Origin of the sequence: Nocardia sp. NPDC057272, from assembly GCF_042668615.1 — a bacterium.
Lineage (GTDB): Bacteria > Actinomycetota > Actinomycetes > Mycobacteriales > Mycobacteriaceae > Nocardia.
Genome location: NZ_JBHUYK010000011.1, coordinates 34,625 through 52,273, shown reverse-complemented (window position 1 = coordinate 52,273; position 17,649 = coordinate 34,625). Strand labels below are relative to the sequence as shown.

Genomic DNA, 17,649 nt, shown 5'->3' with positions numbered 1-17,649 from the left:
ACCGGCTGGTGCGCCGACGCTCCGGTACGTAGGACCTACTCGGTGATCGGGACCCAGCCTAGTTGACCCGACACCGATCCCCGGCGCGAACATCCAGCTCGGCAGCGATAACGTGTTGCATATGGACGATACACAGGTCGGCAGCTCGCTCCCGGACGAGAAGCATCACGAAGGCGGATTCCGGCCGGTTGCCGAGCTGATCCAGGCACGCAAGGACCGCGGCACCGACAACACGGTGGGCGGACCGCACTACGGCGAGCTGATCGATCAGGTCCGCGCGCTGATGGACCGGGCGCGGCTGGTCAACCCCTCCGACGAGCTCGCCAAAGAGGCCATCGCCACTCTCGAACAGCTCAACGCCCGCCTCGACGAGGCCGTGGTGGACGAGTGGTCCTCGCCCAGCTGGACCCGCACCGACCTGCCGGCGCGGGGCAACATCACGCTGCCGCCGTACACGGTGGTCAGCGGTGACCGCGACGGTGTCACCGCGAAGGTCACCTTCCGCACCTTCCACCTGGGCGGCAACAACGCCGCACACGGTGGGCACATCGCACTCGCCTTCGACGACATCATCGGCATGACCGCCGCGCTGTCCACCAGGTCGGTGACCCGCACGGCCTCACTGACCCTGGACTACCGCTCGATCACGCCCCTCAATCGCGAGCTGACGGTGCGCGCGTGGACCGAACGCGTCGAGGGCCGCAAGGTGTACCTGCGGGCGACGCTGCACGACGGCGAACGGTTGTGCGCCGAGGCCAAGGGTCTGTTCATCGTGCTCAATCCCGGCCAGCCGTGACCGCGCGCCGACATTGCGATCGACGTGATCGCAATGTCGGCCGTACGGTCCGAGGTGGCGCAATAGCGGTTTGTCCGCGGATACCCGCAGGTCGTGTGAGCCGCCACCCGGCGTAGAAACATCCGCTGAATTCTCCCCCCGATCGCGGCGCGCGGAGTGCCTCGTAATCGCCGCTATCGTCGCTGTTCATGCAGGTCAGCGAGAAAACAGGGGCTACGGAGCCCACCCCGATCCGCGGTCAGCGCGCCGATCGGGCGCGCCGGGTCGCCGACATCCTGCGCCACCAGATCCTGGCGGGCGCGGTGGCGGGCACGGTGCCCGGCGAGCAGGAGCTCGCCGCCGAGCACGGCACCTCCCGCAATACCGTGCGCGAAGCGCTGGCGCTGCTACGCGACGAGGGACTCATCGATCGCGCCCCGAAGCTCGGCACCCGGGTCGCCGCCCGCAAGTTCGACCACGGCCTCGATGCGCTGCTCGGACTGCAGGAGACGCTCAAAGGGCACGGCACGGTCCGCAACGAGGTCAGGGCCGCTACCACCATCACCGCTCCCCCGGCCGTCGCACGCCGGCTCGAGCTGGCGCCGGGCGACAAGGTCGTCTACATCGAACGCCTGCGGTTTCTCGCCGATCTGCCCCTGAGCCTCGACCTCACCTATCTCGCGCCCGATGTCGGCGCTGAAGTGCTCGCCCACGATCTGGAGACCACCGACGTGTTCGTGCTCCTCGAACAGGTCACCGGCCGGCCGCTGGGCGCCGCCGAGCTCGCGCTGGAAGCCGTCGCGGCCGACCCGCACACCGCGACCACCCTGGATACCCCGGCCGGTGCGCCCTTGCTGATGCTCGAACGCCTCACCCACCTCGACGACGGCCGCCCCGTCGACCTCGAATACATCCGCATGCGCGGTGACCGCATCACGATGCGCGGCAGCCTCACCCGCAGCACCCCCGAATGGAAGGTCCTGTAATGGCACTGGTCCCCCAGCGCGCCGACGTCCCGGTGACGATCGACGAATCACTGTGCATCACCGGCTGCACCCTCTGCGTGGACATGTGTCCGCTCGATTCCCTTGCCATCCACGATGATTCGGGCAAGGCCTACATGCACGTCGACGAGTGCTGGTATTGCGGGCCGTGCGCGGCCCGCTGCCCCACCGGCGCCGTCACCGTCAACATGCCCTATCTGCTCCGCTGAAACCGGGAATCCCACGCATGAAGATCACTCGATTCGCCCCTGTCGCTCTGGCTCTCGCGCTCACCGCGGCCGGCTGCTCGCTCGAAAGTTCCGACGCCGCACCGGCGGGCACCGTCAAGGTCGTCATCGGCTACCAGTCCAAGACCATCAACACCGTCACCGCAGGCACGCTGCTGAAAGCGCAGGGTTACCTGGAGCAGCGGCTACAGAAGATCACCGATGGTGGTGGCGCGAAGTACCAGGTGGAGTGGCAGGACTACGACACCGGAGCACCGATCACCGCCCAGATGGTGGCGGAGAAGATCGATATCGGCTCGATGGGCGACTACCCGTTGCTGATCAACGGCTCTCGTACGCAGGCCAACGAACGCGCACGGACCGAGCTGGTGTCGATCACCGGCTACAACCCCAAGGGCGCGCTGAACATGGTGGTGGTGCCCAACGACTCACCCGCTCGTTCGCTGACCGATCTGGCCGGGCAGAAGATCTCGGCCAGTGTGGGTTCGGCGGGCCACGGCACCTTGGTGCAGGCGCTGAGCCGGGCCGGGATCGACCCGGCCAAGGGCGTGGAAGTACTCAACCAGCAGCCCCAGGTCGGGGCGACCGCGCTGGAATCACACCAGGTGAGCGCCCTGTCGCAGTTCGTGGCGTGGCCGGGTCTGCTGGTGCAGCAGAACAAGGCGAAACTGCTCTACGACGGCGCCGAGCTGAATGTGCCGACCTTCCACGGCGTGGTGGCGCGCCGGACGTACGCGGCCGATCATCCGGAGGTGTTGCAGGCGTTCCTCGCGGCGCAGCTGGACGCGACCGCGTTCCTCAACGAGAAGCCTTTCGAGGCAGCCGATCTCGTCGCCAAGGGCTCCGGCCTGCCGCAGGAGGTCGTGTACCTCTACAACGGTCCCGGCGGCACCAGTTTCGACACCACGCTCAAGGCGAACCTGATCGCGGCGTTCAAGGACGACGTGAACTACCTGAAGTCGATCGGCGATTTCGCCGAGCTCGACATCGACGCCTTCGTCGAGGACGGCCCACTGCGGCAAGCCTTCGCCGAGACCGGCCGTGGGAACTACGACGCGGAGCTGGCGTCGGGGGTCAACCCGAGCAAGGTGACCGGTACCGATCCGATCTGCGCGGTGGCGGTGAGTGATCCGGCGCTGGCCGGTGAGGTCTGGGTCGACGGCGCCGACAAGCCCCAACCCGCCGCGAACCCCGGCTGCTTGCTGCGGGCGGTGCAGGCAGCGAAGGCGCAGGGCAAGACGATTCGCGCGGTGTATGTCCCCGATGCCGAACTGGGGACTCGCTGGTTCGCCGACAAGGCCATCTGGCTGCGCGAGGGCGCGCGATACCTGCCGTTCACCACGCAGGCAGCGGCCGACCGCTACCGCGGCACCCACCCCGCCGCCGCGCCGGTCTCCTATGAGCAAGCCGTGACGGAAGTCCGCGGATGAGCACAGTTTCCGGGCTGTCCACCCCGATCGGGATCGACCCCGACAGCGCAGATCCCACGGCTCTCGATGCCGAGAGCGCACCCACCCGATCGGTGTGGGTGTCGCGGGCGATCCGGGTGGCCTCGGTGGCCGCCGCCATCGGCCTGTGGCAACTGCTCACCGTGGGCAATGTGCGTGCGGGGCTGCGGTTCGACACCCAGCCGACGGTGACCGAGATCGTCGCCGAGTTCGGCGAGCATCTCGGAACCGGCCAGTACTACCTCGATGTGGCGCAGTCGCTGATCCGGATCGTCACCGGATTCGGGCTGGCCGCGGTCGTCGGAGTACTGGCGGGCATCGGGCTCGGCCGGTCACGGCTGCTCGCCGATGTGTTCGGGTCGCTGGCCGAGCTGATCCGGCCGATTCCGGCGATCGCGCTGGTGCCGGTGGCGATCCTGCTGTTCCCCAGCGACGAGTCCGGCATCGTGTTCATCACGTTCACCGCGTCGCTGTTCCCGGTGCTGGTGAGCACCAGGCATGCGACAAGGGCGCTGCCGACCATTTGGGAGGACGCGATCCGCACGCTGGGCGCGTCGCGGCGCGAGGTGCTGACCAGGGTCGTCGTGCCCGGCATCCTGCCCGGGGTGTTCAGCGGGTTGTCGGTGGGAATGGGCGTGGCCTGGATCTGCCTGATCTCGGCGGAGATGATCTCCGGGCGGCTCGGCATCGGCTACCGCACCTGGCAGTCCTACACCATCGTCGACTACCCGGCCGTGTTCGTCGGGATGATCACCATCGGTGTCCTCGGTTTCCTCACCTCCGGAATCGTCGAACTGGCAGGCCGTCGGGTGACCCGCTGGCTGCCGCGAGAGGTTGCCTCTTAACCCTTCCCCACGGATAAATCCGGGGGATTTCCAGCTCGGACCGCACCATCAACCGCCCCGAAGGGAGGCCAACAATGTCTGATGTCTTCAGCACTGACACGGTCGAGTTCCACCGTGGCCGCCAGGATTACAGCGGCGGCGTTCCGGTCGCGGTCTGCGGTGTGCCCACAGTCCCCGCAACAGAAGATCCGTACATCCAACGCAAGCCGCTGCTTGGCTCTCGCTCCACAGCTCGCGCAGGTCATGGTTGTGTAGGCGGGCGGAACCAGCACCACCCTTCGCCCCGCCCGCGTAGCACGTTCGATCAACTCTCGTTTCGCGGCACCGATCGCAGCGTCCGCCGCTTTCCGCGCCATCGTGGAGCGGGCGAGGAACTTCGGCTTGAAGTCCTCAACCGCGATGGTGTGATGGTCGGCGACGACGCGGCGAGCCCATACCCGCGCGGTGTGGGTGTTCTGCCTGGCCGCTTTCTTGTGCAAGCGGGCGGCTTCACGCCGAGCCTGCCGGTAGCCGTTGCTCTGTGCCTGCCCCTTCGGCCGTCGACGGCGGGCCATCTTCCGCTGAGCACGCGCGAGTTCAGCAGCGCACCGCTTCCGATGCCCGAGATACGGCAGATCATGGTCGGGGTCGGTCGTGGTCGCGGTCGTAGTTATACCCCAGTCGATCCCGATACTGCCGGTCGCGACAGGAAGCGCGTCGACCGATCGGCGTACGACGAACGAGGCGTACCAGTGGCCGAGGCTGTCTCGGTAGACGCGGACCGAGGTTGGTGCGCAGGGCAGTTCCCGCGACCACACCACGGGAATGCTGACGCCTTTCGGCAGGGTCAGACGACCACCGCTGATACCGAACCCGCGCGTCGTGTACTCCAGCGACGGCAGAGAGTTCTTGCGGGACTTGACGACCGGTCGGCCGCGCCCCTTCACCTTGAACGACTGGTCCAGCGCTTGAGAGTAGGTGCGCAGCGTCTGCTGTTGGGCGACCTGCGATCCCTCACGCAACCATGCGGTGCGGGCACGCGCTTCGGTGAGCATCTTCGACAGGCGCGAGAAGTTGGGTTTACCGCCCTTGCGCCGCTGATGGACGGCTTCGTTCCACAGGAATCGGCAGCGATGCCATTCGGATTCGAGCGCGCGCGCCGCGTGCGCGCCGGGACGCAGACGGTAGGTATAGCGCACGACTTCATCCACACCAAAAGTTATACAGCTGTAGAAGTCTGCACCGAACGAGACGCCCCATCATCGAGCTGGAAACCATGCCCGACCATGTGCATCTGCTCGTCTCGTGCGATCCGCAGTTCGGGATTCACCGGCTGGTCAAGCAGATCAAGGGCCGATCCTCCCGAGTGCTGCGCGCCGAGTTCCCCGCCCTCATGCTCACCGACCTGGCCCGCTCTTCGGCCGAGTCCCGCCTGCCCACCCTTTGGACCAATTCGTACTTTGTCGCCTCTGTCGGCGGCGCAACCCTGGAGGCAGTGAAACGCTATGTCGAGAACCAAAAGGACGCTTGAAAGGCACTCCCATTCCTCCCCACAGATAGATCCGCGGGTTTCCTTGGAGCTTTCCCGATGACCACGACCACCGCCACGCCGACCGTCTCCGTCGGCATGCGTTTGAGCCTCGAGGCCGTCCGCATCAGCTACGGACCCAAAACCGTGGTGCGCGACGTCGATCTGACGGTCCCGGCGGGTGAGATCCTGGTCCTGGTCGGCAAATCCGGCTGTGGCAAGTCGACGTTGTTGCGTGCGATCGCCGGGCTGCGTAAACCCACCGCCGGGGTGATCCGTGCCGACGAGGACGCGGTCGCCGGCCCCTCGGCAGATCGCGCGCTGGTGTTCCAGGACGACGCGCTGCTGCCGTGGCGCACCGCGCGCGCCAATATCGATCTGGCGCTGCGCCTTCGGGGCGTGTCACGCAGCGACCGCGCGGCACGGTCGCAGCGCTGGCTCGACGAGGTCGGGCTCAGCGGCTACGCCGACTATCTGCCGCGCGATCTGTCCGGCGGGATGCGCCAACGGGTTCAGCTCGCCCGTAGCCTGGCGGGCTCGCCGCGCGCGGTGCTCATGGACGAGCCGTTCGGCGCGCTCGACAGCCAGACCCGTGCGGAGATGCAGCGCCTGCTGGTCGACACCTGGCGCGCGCACCCGACCACGATCGTTTTCGTCACCCACGACCTCGACGAAGCCCTGCTGCTCGGCGACCGGATCGCCGTGCTCGGCGCGGGTTCGCTGCGCGCGGTCGTCGAGGTACCCGACCCGCGCGAACCGGTGGACCGGAGCGCCCTGCGGGCCCGAATCCTGGAGACTCTGTGAACATTCCCGAACTGTCCGACCGCGTTCGCCTCGACTGCGACGTGCTCGTCATCGGCGGCGGCACCGCGGGCACCATGGCCGCGCTCACCGCCGCCGAGTCCGGCGCGAACGTGCTGCTGCTCGAGAAGGCGCATGTGCGCCATTCCGGTGCACTCGCCATGGGCATGGACGGTGTGAACAACGCTGTCATCCCCGGCAAGGCCGAGCCGGAGGACTACGTCGCCGAGATCACCCGCGCCAACGACGGCATCGTCGACCAGCGCACCGTGTATCAAACGGCGACACGGGGTTTCGCGATGGTGCAGCGTCTCGAGCGGTACGGGGTGAAGTTCGAGAAGGACGAGTACGGCGAGTACGCGGTGCGCCGAGTGCATCGGTCGGGGTCGTATGTGCTGCCGATGCCCGAGGGCAAGGACGTGAAGAAGGCGCTCTATCGCGTACTGCGCCAACGCAAGATGCGGGAGAAGATCCGCATCGAGAACCGGCTGATGCCGGTGCGGGTGCTCACCGCCGACGGGCGCGCGGTAGGCGCGGCCGCGTTGAACACGCGCACCGGCGAATTCGTCGAGGTGGCCGCGAAGGCGGTGATTCTGGCGACGGGCCCCTGCGGTCGGCTCGGTCTGCCCGCGTCGGGCTATCTCTACGGCACCTACGAGAACCCCACCAACGCCGGTGACGGCTATTCGATGGCCTACCACGCCGGTGCGGAGCTCTCGGGTATCGAGTGCTTCCAGATCAACCCGCTCATCAAGGACTACAACGGCCCCGCCTGCGCGTACGTGGCCAACCCGTTCGGCGGGTACCAGGTCAACGCCGAGGGTGAACGCTTCGTCGACTCCGACTACTGGTCGGGGCAGATGATGGCCGAGGTGAAGCAGGAGATCGAATCCGCACGCGGACCCATCTATCTCAAGGTCTCGCACCTGCCGGACGAGACGCTGTCGACCCTTGAATCAATTCTGCACACGACCGAGCGGCCGACTCGCGGGACCTTCCACGCCAACCGGGGCCACGACTACCGCACCCACGATATCGAGATGCACATCTCCGAGATCGGTTTGTGCGGTGGACATTCCGCGTCGGGCGTATGGGTGGACGAGAACGCGCGAACCACCGTGCCGGGCCTGTACGCGGCGGGCGATCTGGCATGCGTGCCACACAACTACATGATCGGTGCGTTCGTCTACGGCGATCTGGCCGGCGCGCACGCGGCCTCCACCTTGACCGAACTCGATACCCCTGCCGAACTGCCCGAGGATCAGCTCGCCGAAGCACACGAACTGATCTACCGGCCGTTGCGTCAGCCCGAAGGCCCGCCGCAGCCGCAGGTCGAGTACAAGCTGCGCCGGTTCGTGAACGACTATGTGGCGCCGCCGAAAACGGCCGCCAAGCTGTCGATCGCCGTCGAGACCTTCGAGCGGATGCGCGCCGAAGTCGACGGGATCGGCGCGCAGACACCCCACGAACTCATGCGTGCCGTGGAGGTGCAGTTCATTCGCGATTGCGCCGAGATGGCCTCGCGCAGTTCGCTCACACGAACCGAGTCGCGCTGGGGCCTCTATCACGACCGCGCGGATCTGCCCGATCGCGACGACGAGTCGTGGAACTTCCATTTGAACCTGCGCAAGACCGTCGACGGCGAGATGGAATTCGTCAAGCGGTCGGTGGCGCCGTATCTGGTGCCGGTGCCCGGTCTCGATGATGTGCCGTCGGCCGAGCCGATCGTCGAGGTGATCGCCCAGCCCGACCTGGTGGGAACGCGAGCGCCGCAGCGCGAAGCCCCGGTCCGGAGCGAGGCGGCGCCGGTGTCGCCGTCCTCGCCTCGACTGGTCACTCTGCTCGCGCTGGATTCGCCTGCGGTCGAGGAGCTTTCGAGCTACCTCACCGACCCCGATCCGGTGGTGCGGGTGGCCGCACTGTCGGTGCTCACCGAGAACACCCCGGACGGATTCGCCGATGAGCTGATCCGGGCACTGGGCGACGAGGCCGCCTCGGTCCGCCGGGCGGCCACCGAGAGTCTGCGGGAACTGGTAGAGGTGCTGGCGGGGGCCGGTGCGCTGAGCGAGCATCTCGGCTCCCCCGATCCCCTCGTCCGCGCGACCGTCGTCGATCTGCTGCGGGCTTTGCGGGCCGGGTCTGCCTCGGATTACCGTGCGGCACTGGGCGATACCGATCATCGCGTCAGGATCGAGGCGGTGCGCGCACTGGTCTCGCTCGACGACGCCGATGCGGTGTCCACGATCGCGGGCGATGTCAACCGTGAGGTCCGCATCGCGGTCGCACACGGACTCACCTCGATCGGGAGCGGCGGCGTGGACGTGATCCGCGTGCTCGCAGGCGATCCCGATCCGCTGGTCCGCGCTGCCGCCCTCACCGCCTACGCCGCGCTGGGTACCACGGAGGAAGATGTCGCCGAACTCAGCGCGGCACTGCGTCATTCCGCCTGGCAGGTGCGTGTCGGTGCGGCGCGCGGGCTGGCGGGCTCGACCCCGGAGGCGGGCGTGGTGCCGTTGAGCGAGGCGCTCACCGACCGTCACCTCGATGTGCGCAAGGCGGCGGTACTGGCCCTGTCCACCTGGCCGGGTAGTGCCACCGCCCTCGACGCGCTCGAGTCGGCGACTACCGATCCCGACGCCGACGTCCGCGCCTACGCCCGGCGCGCGGTGACCGCCGCGGGTCGCACCCCGGTCGACGCTGTTCGCGCCGACGCGGAACTGACCGAGGCCAGGGCGTGATCGGCAACTCGCCGGGGCGGTGCCGCAGCGCGACCGCGGCACGATCGTCGCCGCTGTGGGCAGCTGGCGCCGGCTCCGGCACGCAGCGGCCGAACACCGAGGAATACCTCGGTGACCGGGCGGCCGAGACCGAGGATCCCGGTCGTCGCACTCCGGGTTTCGTGGACCCGTCGACGTCGCTATGCCACCGTTCACCGGGCAGCGCGCTCAGGATTATCACAGCTCACCGTCGGTAGGCTGGCCCGATGAGCGCACTTCCTGCCACCCTGGTGAGGGTCACCGACAACCTGGACGCGGTGACGACGATCGGCCACGAGGACGATCCGGCCGACGTCGGGTCCTCGCGGGCCGACGTCGAAGCGATCTGGGCGTCGGTGCGCGCGTGGTACGCGATGGGCACGACACCCGCCATCCAGGTGTGTCTGCGCCGCAACGGCGGGATCGTGCTGAACCGGACGATCGGTCACGGTTGGGGCAACGCACCCAGCGACCGACCGGATGCCGAGAAGATCCTGGCGACGCCGGAAACCCTGTTCTGCGGATTCTCCACCGCGAAGGGTGTCGCCGCCACGCTGATGTTCATGCTCATCGAGCAGGGCGCCTTCGCGCTGGAAGACCGGGTGGCCGACTATGTTCCCGAGTTCGCGGCCCACCGCAAGGGCGTGATCACCGTCGGCGATGTGCTGTCGCATTCGGCGGGCATTCCGTTCATCACCGCACCACACAGCGGAACCGCGGCGGTCCTCGACGAGGACCTGGCTGTCGCCGCTCTCACCGACCTGGTGCCGAGCTGGGCGCCCGGCCGCTTTCGCGTCTACCACGCGCTGACCAGCGGATTGATCCAGCGCCTGCTCGTCCAGCGCGCCACCGGCAAGCGGATGCGCGAGCACCTCGCCGAACAGGTGCTGACCCCACTCGGCTTCCGCTGGAACAACTTCGGCGTCGATCCCGCCGATGTCGGCAAGGTCGTGCCGAGCGTCAAGACCGGCCCGCCCCAACCCCGGCTCGCCCGATTCCTGGCGAACAAGGCCCTGGGCGGGCATCTGGACAAGGCGTCGAAGGCCACCAACGATGCTTTCCTGGCCGCCGAGCTCCCCTCCGGCAACCTGGTCACCACCGCCTACGAACTCTCCCGCTTCTACGAAATCCTCGCGCGCGGTGGCGAACTGGACGGAACGAGGATCATCGGGACCGGTACCCTGCGCGACGCGATCGCCCCCGCCGATCGCATGCTCGGACTGGCCGGTCGCGTCAGCCGCGCAGGATTCGAGCTCGGCGCCCGCCGGTCCAAGTTCGGCCGCGACACCGGGTCGCACTTCGGCCGCAGCGGTCTCACCACCCAGTACGGCTGGGCCGACCCCGATCGTGGCCTGTCCGGTGCGGTTCTCACCAACGGCAAAGCGAGCACCGACCTCGATCGCCCGTGGCAGCTGGTCGCCCAGATCTCCGACACCCTGCGCCCACTGCCGCCCGCCGCGCGGCTGTTCCGCCCCTGACCCGGCGAGCGACGTCGATCAGAAGAAGGTGCCGCTGAAAGGCAGTGAGGCAGTGGCGAAAAGGTCGTCGGCGGCGTCGACGGCACCCGCGCGGTGCTCGACGACACGACCGGCGAGGGCGAGCTGGCGCCATGTCGACCCGCCGAGGTAGATCGCGCCGAGGGTGGCGACGTCGACGGTGACATCGGCGGGGTCGTCGACTCCGGCCACCTGCTCGGCGGAGATCCGGTACCGGCCGGTGTTGGCGGTGCGGATCGCGTCCTCGACCTCGATGATCACCGGCGGCGCGTCGCGATAGGTCCGGCGGGCCAGTGCGGTGGGGACATCGACCAGACGAAGCCAGGTTTCGTCGTGCACCCCCGCGACGCCGACCGCGCGTTCGTCGGTGAACAGATGCCGCAGCGGCGCGTCCACCGGCGCGAACGCGAAACTCACCTTGTCGACGAGATCGACCGAGAGCAGGTGCCGGATCAGGCCGAGGTAGGCCTGCGGGGTGGTCGCGACGAGGTCGTCGACGACGATCGTGCGTTCGCGGCTGGTGAACCAGTTCGCGGTGTCGACCGGGTGGTAGCGCGCGAACCCGTCCTCGGCGCCGACCGGGCCGTGCGTCACGGTGTACACCGGTTCGGCCGCGGTGCGTTCCTTCAGCTTCCACCAATAGCCGGGCCGATCGATCGCCCCGGTCCAGGCGATCGCGGCGGTCGCGTAGATCTGCGGGAACAGCTTCCACGCGTCGGCGGGTTCGACGAAACGCACCGGACCGGACGGCGGGACCGTGTCACGCAGGCGGGCTCGACCTCGGTGCAGGTCCAGGCGTGCGAACGAACTCGCCACGCCGTACCCGAAACGCTCGTAGATCGAACCCTCGGACGCGCGCAGGGTCGCCACCACTTCCCCTCGCTCGGCGATGTCGTCGAGCTGTCGGCGCAGCAGGGTGGTGAGCACTCCGCGCCGGGTGTGGGTGGGTAGCACACCGACATGGGTGACCGCGGCGTGTGAGACGCGCGCGCCACCGGGAACGACCAGCCAGCTGGTGTAGGACTCCGCGGTGCCGACCAGCCGGCCATCGATGCGAGCGCCGAGCGTGCGGCCCGGTTCGGACAGGTGGTCGCGATGTGGTGGCAGCGGCGGCAATCCCACCATCGCGGCCCGGAACAGCGCGCCCGCGGCGTGCAGGTCGTCGTCGCCGTGCAGGGTGTCTACGTCAACAGCCATCCCCTCACTGTTCCCTATCCGGGGCGGCGCCTCTACTCCGGATCGACCACGACCACGATGCCGGTCGGCGCTTCGAGCAGCTCGAGCGTGCGCGCGGCGGCGGTGTCGACGTGGATGCGTGGGTGCGCCGGCGGGGTGGACTCGTAGTACGTTCCGGGACCGTAGAACTGGCCGTAGCGCAGGACGACGCCACCCGCGGCGAGGACGGCGGATTCGTGGGTCGCGATCGCGTCACCACGGCCCGCCGGCGGCGTCCAGGCGATGCTCTGGGCGAGAAAGCGTTTCGCTCCGGCGGCCGCGGCCGCCGCGAGCAGATTGGCGGTGCCCTCGGTGCGGATACGGGAGTTCGCCTCGCCGGAGCCGGCCAGTCGCGCCACATCGTCGGGCAGGTCGGTGAGCTGGTGCATGACGAGGTCGGGGGCGAAGTCGAGCACCGCGGTGGTGAGGCCGTCGGCGTCGTAGACGTCGTGGACCACCGCGGTGGCTCCGCTGGCACGGACCGCCGCCGCTTTACCCGGGGAACGGGTCAGGCCGGCCACTTCGTGACCGGCGCCGACCAGCAGTGGCAGCAACCGTGATCCGATGACGCCCGTGGCGCCCGCGAGAAAGATACGCACAACCCCGACACTAGCGGGGCCGGCGATCAGGCCCCGATGACCGCGTTCATGATCGTGCCGGCGCTGGTGGCGACCGCGCCGCCCGCCATGGCGCTGGCGATCATCTTCGGCGATTGCAGGCCGCCGCCGTTCCACTTCTCCCAGGCGAAGCGGCCGCCGCCATAGGTGATGGCGGTGACGCCGGACAACAGGATCATCCAGGTGAAATACCGGCCCAACTGCATCACCTTGTCGGCCATCGGCGGCGCTTCCGGCGTGGGATTGCCCACCTGGGCGACAACGACGTTATAGGTGTCATGCACTGCGGCCAGGATCATGCTCACGATCGGTGCTCCTTCGTCGGTTGTTCGTGGTGAAGCCGATGTCGAGAACTCGTGACGCGGTAGAACCCAGATATGTTGAACATTCAACCTCATGGGCGGTTCGGTGACGTGGGCGACACTCCGCGTAAACCATGACCGCAGTCACAGCCGCGGATCCATGCCCGCGTCGCGCCGTGCCCCTAGTATCGAACGTGCGGGGCTCGTTCAGATTCGGCGCGACGAGGCGCTGACCACCACCTTCATCGCACGACTACCGTACCGCGAGGAGGGCACCATGGCTTTCCTGATTCCCTTGTTCGTCGCGTTTCTTCTGGTAACCGCAGCAGTGGTCCTGGCTTCCTACGCCACCGTTTCCCTGACCTATTGGTTTGAATCACGCCGGATCCGTCCGGAACAGTCCGACCCGCAACCTGCACGCTGAGCCCTGTTCCGACCCGATGTCCCGGTACCCGGCGCGGTACCGGGACATCGTCGGTTTCGTACCCGATCGCAGTCAGGGCAGATCGAGACCGGACTGCGATGCGATCACGGCCGCCTGCACACGCGACTGCACACCGAGCTTGCTCAGCACCCGGGAAACGTGCGTTTTCACCGTGGCCTCGCCGATGCGCAGGCGGGTGCCGATCTGGATGTTGGACAGACCGGCGCCCAGACCGGCGAGCACCTGCCGTTCACGGTCGGTGAGTGCGGACAGATCGGGCGGTGGCGCGACATCGGCCGCGCGAGGCAGCGCCGCGATCACCGCGCGCGTCACCTTCGGGTCGAGGACCGCGTCTCCTTCGGCCACCGCCAGCACAGCGCTGACCAGGTCGTCGCCACCGACGGACTTGAGCAGGAATCCGCTCGCACCGGCCGAGAGCGCGCCGAGGACGTATTCGTCGATGGCGAAGGTGGTGAGGACCAGCACTTTCGCGCTGGTCTGCGCGACGACGGCGGCGGTCGCCTCCAGCCCGTCGACGCGCGGCATCCGCACGTCCATCAGCACCACATCGGGGCTCAGGGCCCTGGCTTGGCGGACCGCGGCGGCGCCGTCGGCCGCTTCACCGATCACCCGCACCTCACCGGACACTTCGAGCAGCATCCGCAGACCCGCGCGGATGGTGGCGTGGTCGTCGGCCACCAGCACTGTGACTGTCACTTGTCTCCCAGGGGAATTCGCGCGCACACCCGCCAGGTGCCGTCCTGTGCGCCCGCGGTGATGGTGCCGTCGACTGATTCCGCGCGAAACATCATGTTGCGCAGCCCGTTTCCCTGCCCTACCGGAGTGCCGGGTGGGATCGGGTTCATCGCCGTCACCACCAATCGTGTCGCATCGCGGTGCAATTCGATATCGAGGGGTGCGCCGGGGGCGTGTTTGGTCGCGTTGGCGAGAGTCTCGCTCAGGATCCGGGTGAGGACGGCCTCGACCGCGGTGGACAGTTCAAGGTCAGCGGGTCGGCGTAATCTCACCGAGCCGCCGGCCGCCTCGGCCGCGTCGATCAGGCCGTCGAGGGAGGCCAGTCGCGTGGTCACCGCGGTGTCGTCGGGCGCGGTGAGCAGTTCGATGGTCGTGCGCATCTCCTCGACCGCGGCCAGACTGCTCGAGCGGATCGTCGACAGCACCGCGGTGTTGGCGGGGTCCTTGAGGGCGACTTCGGCGAGGATCGCGACGGCGGAAACGTGGCCTGCCACCGCGTCGTGCAGGTCACGGGCCAATCGCCGGCGCTCCTCGCCGATCGCCGCGGACCGTTCGGCGTCGCGGGCGGCGAGTTCGGCGCGGGCCGCGGCCCGTTCGGCCTCGACCGTGCGGCGCGAGGCCCGCACCGAGCGGGCATAACCGAGCGGCGACCACGTGAGCGCGACACCGATCAAGCCGGTGTAGAAGGCCGCTCTGACGCCGAACACGGTGAGCGCCAGCAGCGACCCGCCCAGGGTCACCGTCACCGAGAACCAGCCGACCACCGCGCCCAGCCGATCCGATCCGGTGCTGACCGCCAAGAAGATCACGTCGGTCAGCGCGATCCACAGTGGCAGCGACGGACCCAACACGAAGTCACCGGCCAGCAGCGCGACCATCAGGCCGAAGGCGAGCGCGGGTCTGCGCTGCGCGGTCAGCTGGATCGCGAACGCCGCGCACAGCAGCGCCACTTTCGCCGGTGGTGGATACAGATCGTGGTCGACCACGACCGCCCAGCCACCCGCCGCCCACAACAGCAAGCCCACCAGGAACACCCCGACGGCAGCCGCGGTCGAGCTGTCGAAAACGTCCGCGAGCCGGCTCAGGAGCGTGCGGGACGTGGGCATGCCCCATTTCAGCACATCGCCCGCACGGGCCGGGTCCCCCGAAAGACGGACCGGCGGCGGACCACAAGCGGGACGACGGTGGACCGACGTGCCCGGCACAGTGGGGGAATGAACGAACTGAGCAACCCCGTACTGCTGACGATCGCCGCGTGCGAAGTCGGTTTCTGGGTGCTGGTGGTCGGCGGATTGCTGCTGCGCTATGTGATCCGGGTGCCGCGTGCGAGCACCGTGACGCTGGCTCTGGTGCCGGTCCTGGATGTGGTGCTGGTGGTGGCGGTAGCGATCGACCTGCACCGTGGGGGCGAGGTGACCTTCGCCCATCGTGTCGCCGGGATCTACCTCGGCTGCACGGTGATGTTCGGTGGCCGGATGATCCGGTGGGCCGACGAGCGATTCGCCCACCGCTTCGCCGGTGGACCGGTCCCGGTGAAGGTCCCGAAGTACGGGCCGGAACGCACCCGCAAGGAATGGGCCGATTTCTCCCGCTGGCTCGGTGCGGCGGCTATCGCCGGCGCGCTCACCCTGGCGTTGAGCTACACCGTCGCCGACGCCGCGCAACGCGAGCAGTTGATGGGGGTGTTCGGCAGCCTCGGGGTGATCACCGTGATCTGGCTGCTCACCGGGCCGGTGTGGGTCACCGGGTCACGGCGCGACTGAACGCGATGCTCGGGATGATCGGTTCGATCACCCCGAGCATTCCGGGCTCAGACGGTGGCCGCGGACTGTTCGCTGATCACCTCACCGATCCACGGCAGCACCGCGGACCGCACGTCGATCGTGCGCGGGAGCAGCCCGTTGGCCGCGAGGAGGTCGGCGGCGCGTTGCTGTTCGTCGAGGAAGTCCTCGCTCACCGGGTGCACGCCGAACGGACGGCCACGCAGTGCCGCTTCCCAGGCATCCAGGTCGGCGGGGATGCCGCGTGCCTGTGCGTCGTCGACGAAGTACTGGGCCGCCTCGCGGGGGTTGGCGGCGATCCAGGCGTCGGACTCCTGCAGCGCGGCCAGCACCGCTTCCACTGCGGCGCGGTTGCTTTCGGCCAGGTCGCGACGGGTGAACCACAGCGACGGGTGGCTGAAGACCGAGGCGGTGTCGACCAGCGTGGCGAGCTCGGTGGCCGCCTCCACGTCCTGAAGACCGGGGTAGGTACCGACCCAGGCGTCGAGTTCACCGGCCAGCAGCGCCGCGCCGCCCTCGCGCACGTCGACATCGACCGGTTCGACGTCGGCCCAGCTGAGACCGGCCTGGTCGAGGGCGAACAGCAACAGGGTGGTCTGCCACGAGCCGTGCGCGATGCCGACCCGCTTGCCTTGCAGATCCGCGGCGGAGGTGATGCCACTCGCCGCGGTCGCGACCAGCCTGCCGTTCTCCACGCGCGGGCCCGAGATGCCGAGATAGACCATGTCGCGCTGGTTGGCGAGCGCGGTGATCGGCGGGGTGAACCCGGTGCCGATGATGTCGTAGCCGTCCTCGGTGAACAACCAGTCCGAATGTTCGCTCGGCAGCGCGGTTGTGGGATCGACTCGCTCGGGCTGCGGCAGCGCACGCAGGTCGACCCATTCGACCTCGGGCAGCGACCGCTCCAGGATCGCGCGATGGCGCAGGACGAACAGCGAATTGTTGTGCGGGAAGTAGCCGACCCTGATACCACTCATCGCGCGTCTCCGATCAGGCCGAGACGACGGGCCTCGTCGGCCAGACCGCTGCGCTGCCACTGCACGGCGAGATTCGACGGATCGAATTCTACCGAGCCGCCGAGGGTTTCGGCGATCGCCTGATACTGCGCGCCCTCCTCGAGCAGCACGACGAACTTCGCCAGTTCCAGCAGACCGGAGCGACCGATCACGTTCGCGCCACCGTTGGCCTCGAAGATCGCGACCAGGTGCGGGTCGACCTCCAGGCGGCCGAGGATGAAATCGCCCGCGCCGATCGTGCGGTCGATGTGCGGCGGGATCTCGCGCGAGAGGGTGAGTCGCTGCGAGGCGGCGTAGCGGATCGGCAAGGTGCGGTGGGTCTGTGCCCAGCCGCCCAGCCACGGAGTGTGGATGTGGACGACGGAGGTGATCTCGGGGTGGGCGCGAAACACCTTGGCGTATCCGGTGACGAATCCGGCAGATCCCTTGCCGGACAGCACTTCTCCGTCGAAGGTGGCGACAACCGGCTCGACGGTCCGGTCGTCGGCCCACGGGCCCGGCTCGTTCAGGGCGACGGCGATCTCCTCGCCGGGCACGCGCTCGACGAAGTTGACGGTGCCGTTACCGGTGACGGTTCCGGTCTCCCGGAATACCCGGAACGCGGTGTCCGCGTCACGGGTGACCGCATCGACGAAGGCGGTGACGGCCTCCGGCAGACGGGTTTCGGTGGTAGTCAAAG

19 protein-coding genes are annotated in these 17,649 nt (G+C 68.3%); 11 read left to right on the top strand and 8 right to left on the bottom strand.

The window, feature by feature from the left end:
• Positions 1-121 precede the first annotated feature (121 nt).
• From ACFULV_RS17130 to ACFULV_RS17110, 5 genes are all read left to right on the top strand, one after another.
• Positions 122-796, top strand: a complete 675-nt coding sequence (locus ACFULV_RS17130) for a PaaI family thioesterase (RefSeq protein ID WP_378631114.1) — start codon at positions 122-124, stop codon at positions 794-796.
• Between the two features lie 188 nt (positions 797-984).
• Positions 985-1,761, top strand: a complete 777-nt coding sequence (locus ACFULV_RS17125) for a GntR family transcriptional regulator (RefSeq protein WP_378657638.1) — start codon at positions 985-987, stop codon at positions 1,759-1,761.
• Positions 1,761-1,988 (top strand): ferredoxin family protein, encoded by a 228-nt coding sequence (locus ACFULV_RS17120; protein ID WP_056816936.1) that lies wholly within the window; start codon positions 1,761-1,763, stop codon positions 1,986-1,988. The genes ACFULV_RS17125 and ACFULV_RS17120 overlap by 1 nt, the downstream gene beginning before the upstream one ends.
• 17 nt (positions 1,989-2,005) lie before the next feature.
• Entirely contained in the window at positions 2,006-3,436 is a 1,431-nt protein-coding gene (locus tag ACFULV_RS17115) for an ABC transporter substrate-binding protein (RefSeq protein ID WP_378631110.1), read from the top strand.
• Positions 3,433-4,299, top strand: coding sequence for an ABC transporter permease (locus ACFULV_RS17110; RefSeq protein ID WP_378657635.1), 867 nt, complete (start codon positions 3,433-3,435; stop codon positions 4,297-4,299). The genes ACFULV_RS17115 and ACFULV_RS17110 overlap by 4 nt, the downstream gene beginning before the upstream one ends.
• Here ACFULV_RS17110 and ACFULV_RS17105 read toward each other — a convergent pair.
• Positions 4,296-5,489, bottom strand: a complete 1,194-nt coding sequence (locus ACFULV_RS17105; protein ID WP_378657633.1) for an RNA-guided endonuclease InsQ/TnpB family protein — start codon at positions 5,487-5,489, stop codon at positions 4,296-4,298. The two genes, ACFULV_RS17110 and ACFULV_RS17105, sit on opposite strands and share 4 nt — an antisense overlap.
• Between ACFULV_RS17105 and tnpA the strand changes: the two genes are divergently transcribed.
• From tnpA to ACFULV_RS17085, 4 genes are all read left to right on the top strand, one after another.
• Entirely contained in the window at positions 5,402-5,809 is a 408-nt protein-coding gene (gene tnpA, locus ACFULV_RS17100) for an IS200/IS605 family transposase (protein ID WP_378657897.1), read from the top strand. The two genes, ACFULV_RS17105 and tnpA, sit on opposite strands and share 88 nt — an antisense overlap.
• A gap of 57 nt (positions 5,810-5,866) precedes the next feature.
• Positions 5,867-6,610, top strand: coding sequence for an ABC transporter ATP-binding protein (locus tag ACFULV_RS17095; protein ID WP_378631105.1), 744 nt, complete (start codon positions 5,867-5,869; stop codon positions 6,608-6,610).
• Positions 6,607-9,345 carry a fumarate reductase/succinate dehydrogenase flavoprotein subunit gene (locus ACFULV_RS17090; protein ID WP_378657631.1) on the top strand — a complete coding sequence of 913 codons (2,739 nt, stop codon included), beginning with the start codon at positions 6,607-6,609 and terminating at the stop codon, positions 9,343-9,345. Before ACFULV_RS17095 ends, ACFULV_RS17090 begins: the two co-directional genes overlap by 4 nt.
• 245 nt (positions 9,346-9,590) lie before the next feature.
• Positions 9,591-10,841, top strand: a complete 1,251-nt coding sequence (locus ACFULV_RS17085) for a serine hydrolase domain-containing protein (protein ID WP_378657628.1) — start codon at positions 9,591-9,593, stop codon at positions 10,839-10,841.
• Between the two features lie 18 nt (positions 10,842-10,859).
• Here ACFULV_RS17085 and ACFULV_RS17080 read toward each other — a convergent pair whose 3' ends face one another.
• Genes ACFULV_RS17080 through ACFULV_RS17070 form a run of 3 tightly spaced genes read right to left on the bottom strand, consistent with a single transcriptional unit; the run spans position 10,860 to position 12,990 of the window.
• Positions 10,860-12,056 carry a GNAT family N-acetyltransferase gene (locus ACFULV_RS17080; protein ID WP_378657625.1) on the bottom strand — a complete coding sequence of 399 codons (1,197 nt, stop codon included), beginning with the start codon at positions 12,054-12,056 and terminating at the stop codon, positions 10,860-10,862.
• Positions 12,057-12,088: 32 nt separating this feature from the next.
• Positions 12,089-12,673 carry an NAD-dependent epimerase/dehydratase family protein gene (locus ACFULV_RS17075; protein ID WP_378657623.1) on the bottom strand — a complete coding sequence of 195 codons (585 nt, stop codon included), beginning with the start codon at positions 12,671-12,673 and terminating at the stop codon, positions 12,089-12,091.
• Positions 12,674-12,699: 26 nt separating this feature from the next.
• Positions 12,700-12,990, bottom strand: a complete 291-nt coding sequence (locus ACFULV_RS17070) for a hypothetical protein (protein WP_211300305.1) — start codon at positions 12,988-12,990, stop codon at positions 12,700-12,702.
• Between the two features lie 97 nt (positions 12,991-13,087).
• Between ACFULV_RS17070 and ACFULV_RS17065 the strand changes: the two genes are divergently transcribed.
• The gene (locus ACFULV_RS17065; protein ID WP_378657622.1) at positions 13,088-13,417 is read left to right on the top strand and encodes a hypothetical protein; all 330 of its coding nucleotides are present in this window, start codon (positions 13,088-13,090) and stop codon (positions 13,415-13,417) included.
• A gap of 72 nt (positions 13,418-13,489) precedes the next feature.
• On the opposite strand, the gene ACFULV_RS17060 is transcribed toward ACFULV_RS17065, so the two are convergent.
• Both ACFULV_RS17060 and ACFULV_RS17055 read right to left on the bottom strand, forming a co-directional pair.
• On the bottom strand, positions 13,490-14,134 hold the full coding sequence (locus ACFULV_RS17060; RefSeq protein WP_378631096.1) for a response regulator: 645 nt from the start codon (positions 14,132-14,134) through the stop codon (positions 13,490-13,492).
• Positions 14,131-15,279: a sensor histidine kinase gene (locus ACFULV_RS17055; RefSeq protein ID WP_378657619.1), complete on the bottom strand. Its 1,149-nt coding sequence runs from the start codon at positions 15,277-15,279 to the stop codon at positions 14,131-14,133. The genes ACFULV_RS17060 and ACFULV_RS17055 overlap by 4 nt, the downstream gene beginning before the upstream one ends.
• 108 nt (positions 15,280-15,387) lie before the next feature.
• On the opposite strand from ACFULV_RS17055, the gene ACFULV_RS17050 reads away from it, so the two are divergent.
• Entirely contained in the window at positions 15,388-15,936 is a 549-nt protein-coding gene (locus ACFULV_RS17050; RefSeq protein WP_378631093.1) for a hypothetical protein, read from the top strand.
• A gap of 47 nt (positions 15,937-15,983) precedes the next feature.
• On the opposite strand, the gene ACFULV_RS17045 is transcribed toward ACFULV_RS17050, so the two are convergent.
• Together ACFULV_RS17045 and ACFULV_RS17040 are read right to left on the bottom strand one after the other, a co-directional pair.
• On the bottom strand, positions 15,984-16,931 hold the full coding sequence (locus tag ACFULV_RS17045) for an ABC transporter substrate-binding protein (RefSeq protein WP_378657617.1): 948 nt from the start codon (positions 16,929-16,931) through the stop codon (positions 15,984-15,986).
• Positions 16,928-17,647: a class II aldolase/adducin family protein gene (locus ACFULV_RS17040; RefSeq protein WP_378657615.1), complete on the bottom strand. Its 720-nt coding sequence runs from the start codon at positions 17,645-17,647 to the stop codon at positions 16,928-16,930. Before ACFULV_RS17040 ends, ACFULV_RS17045 begins: the two co-directional genes overlap by 4 nt.
• Positions 17,648-17,649 lie beyond the last annotated feature (2 nt).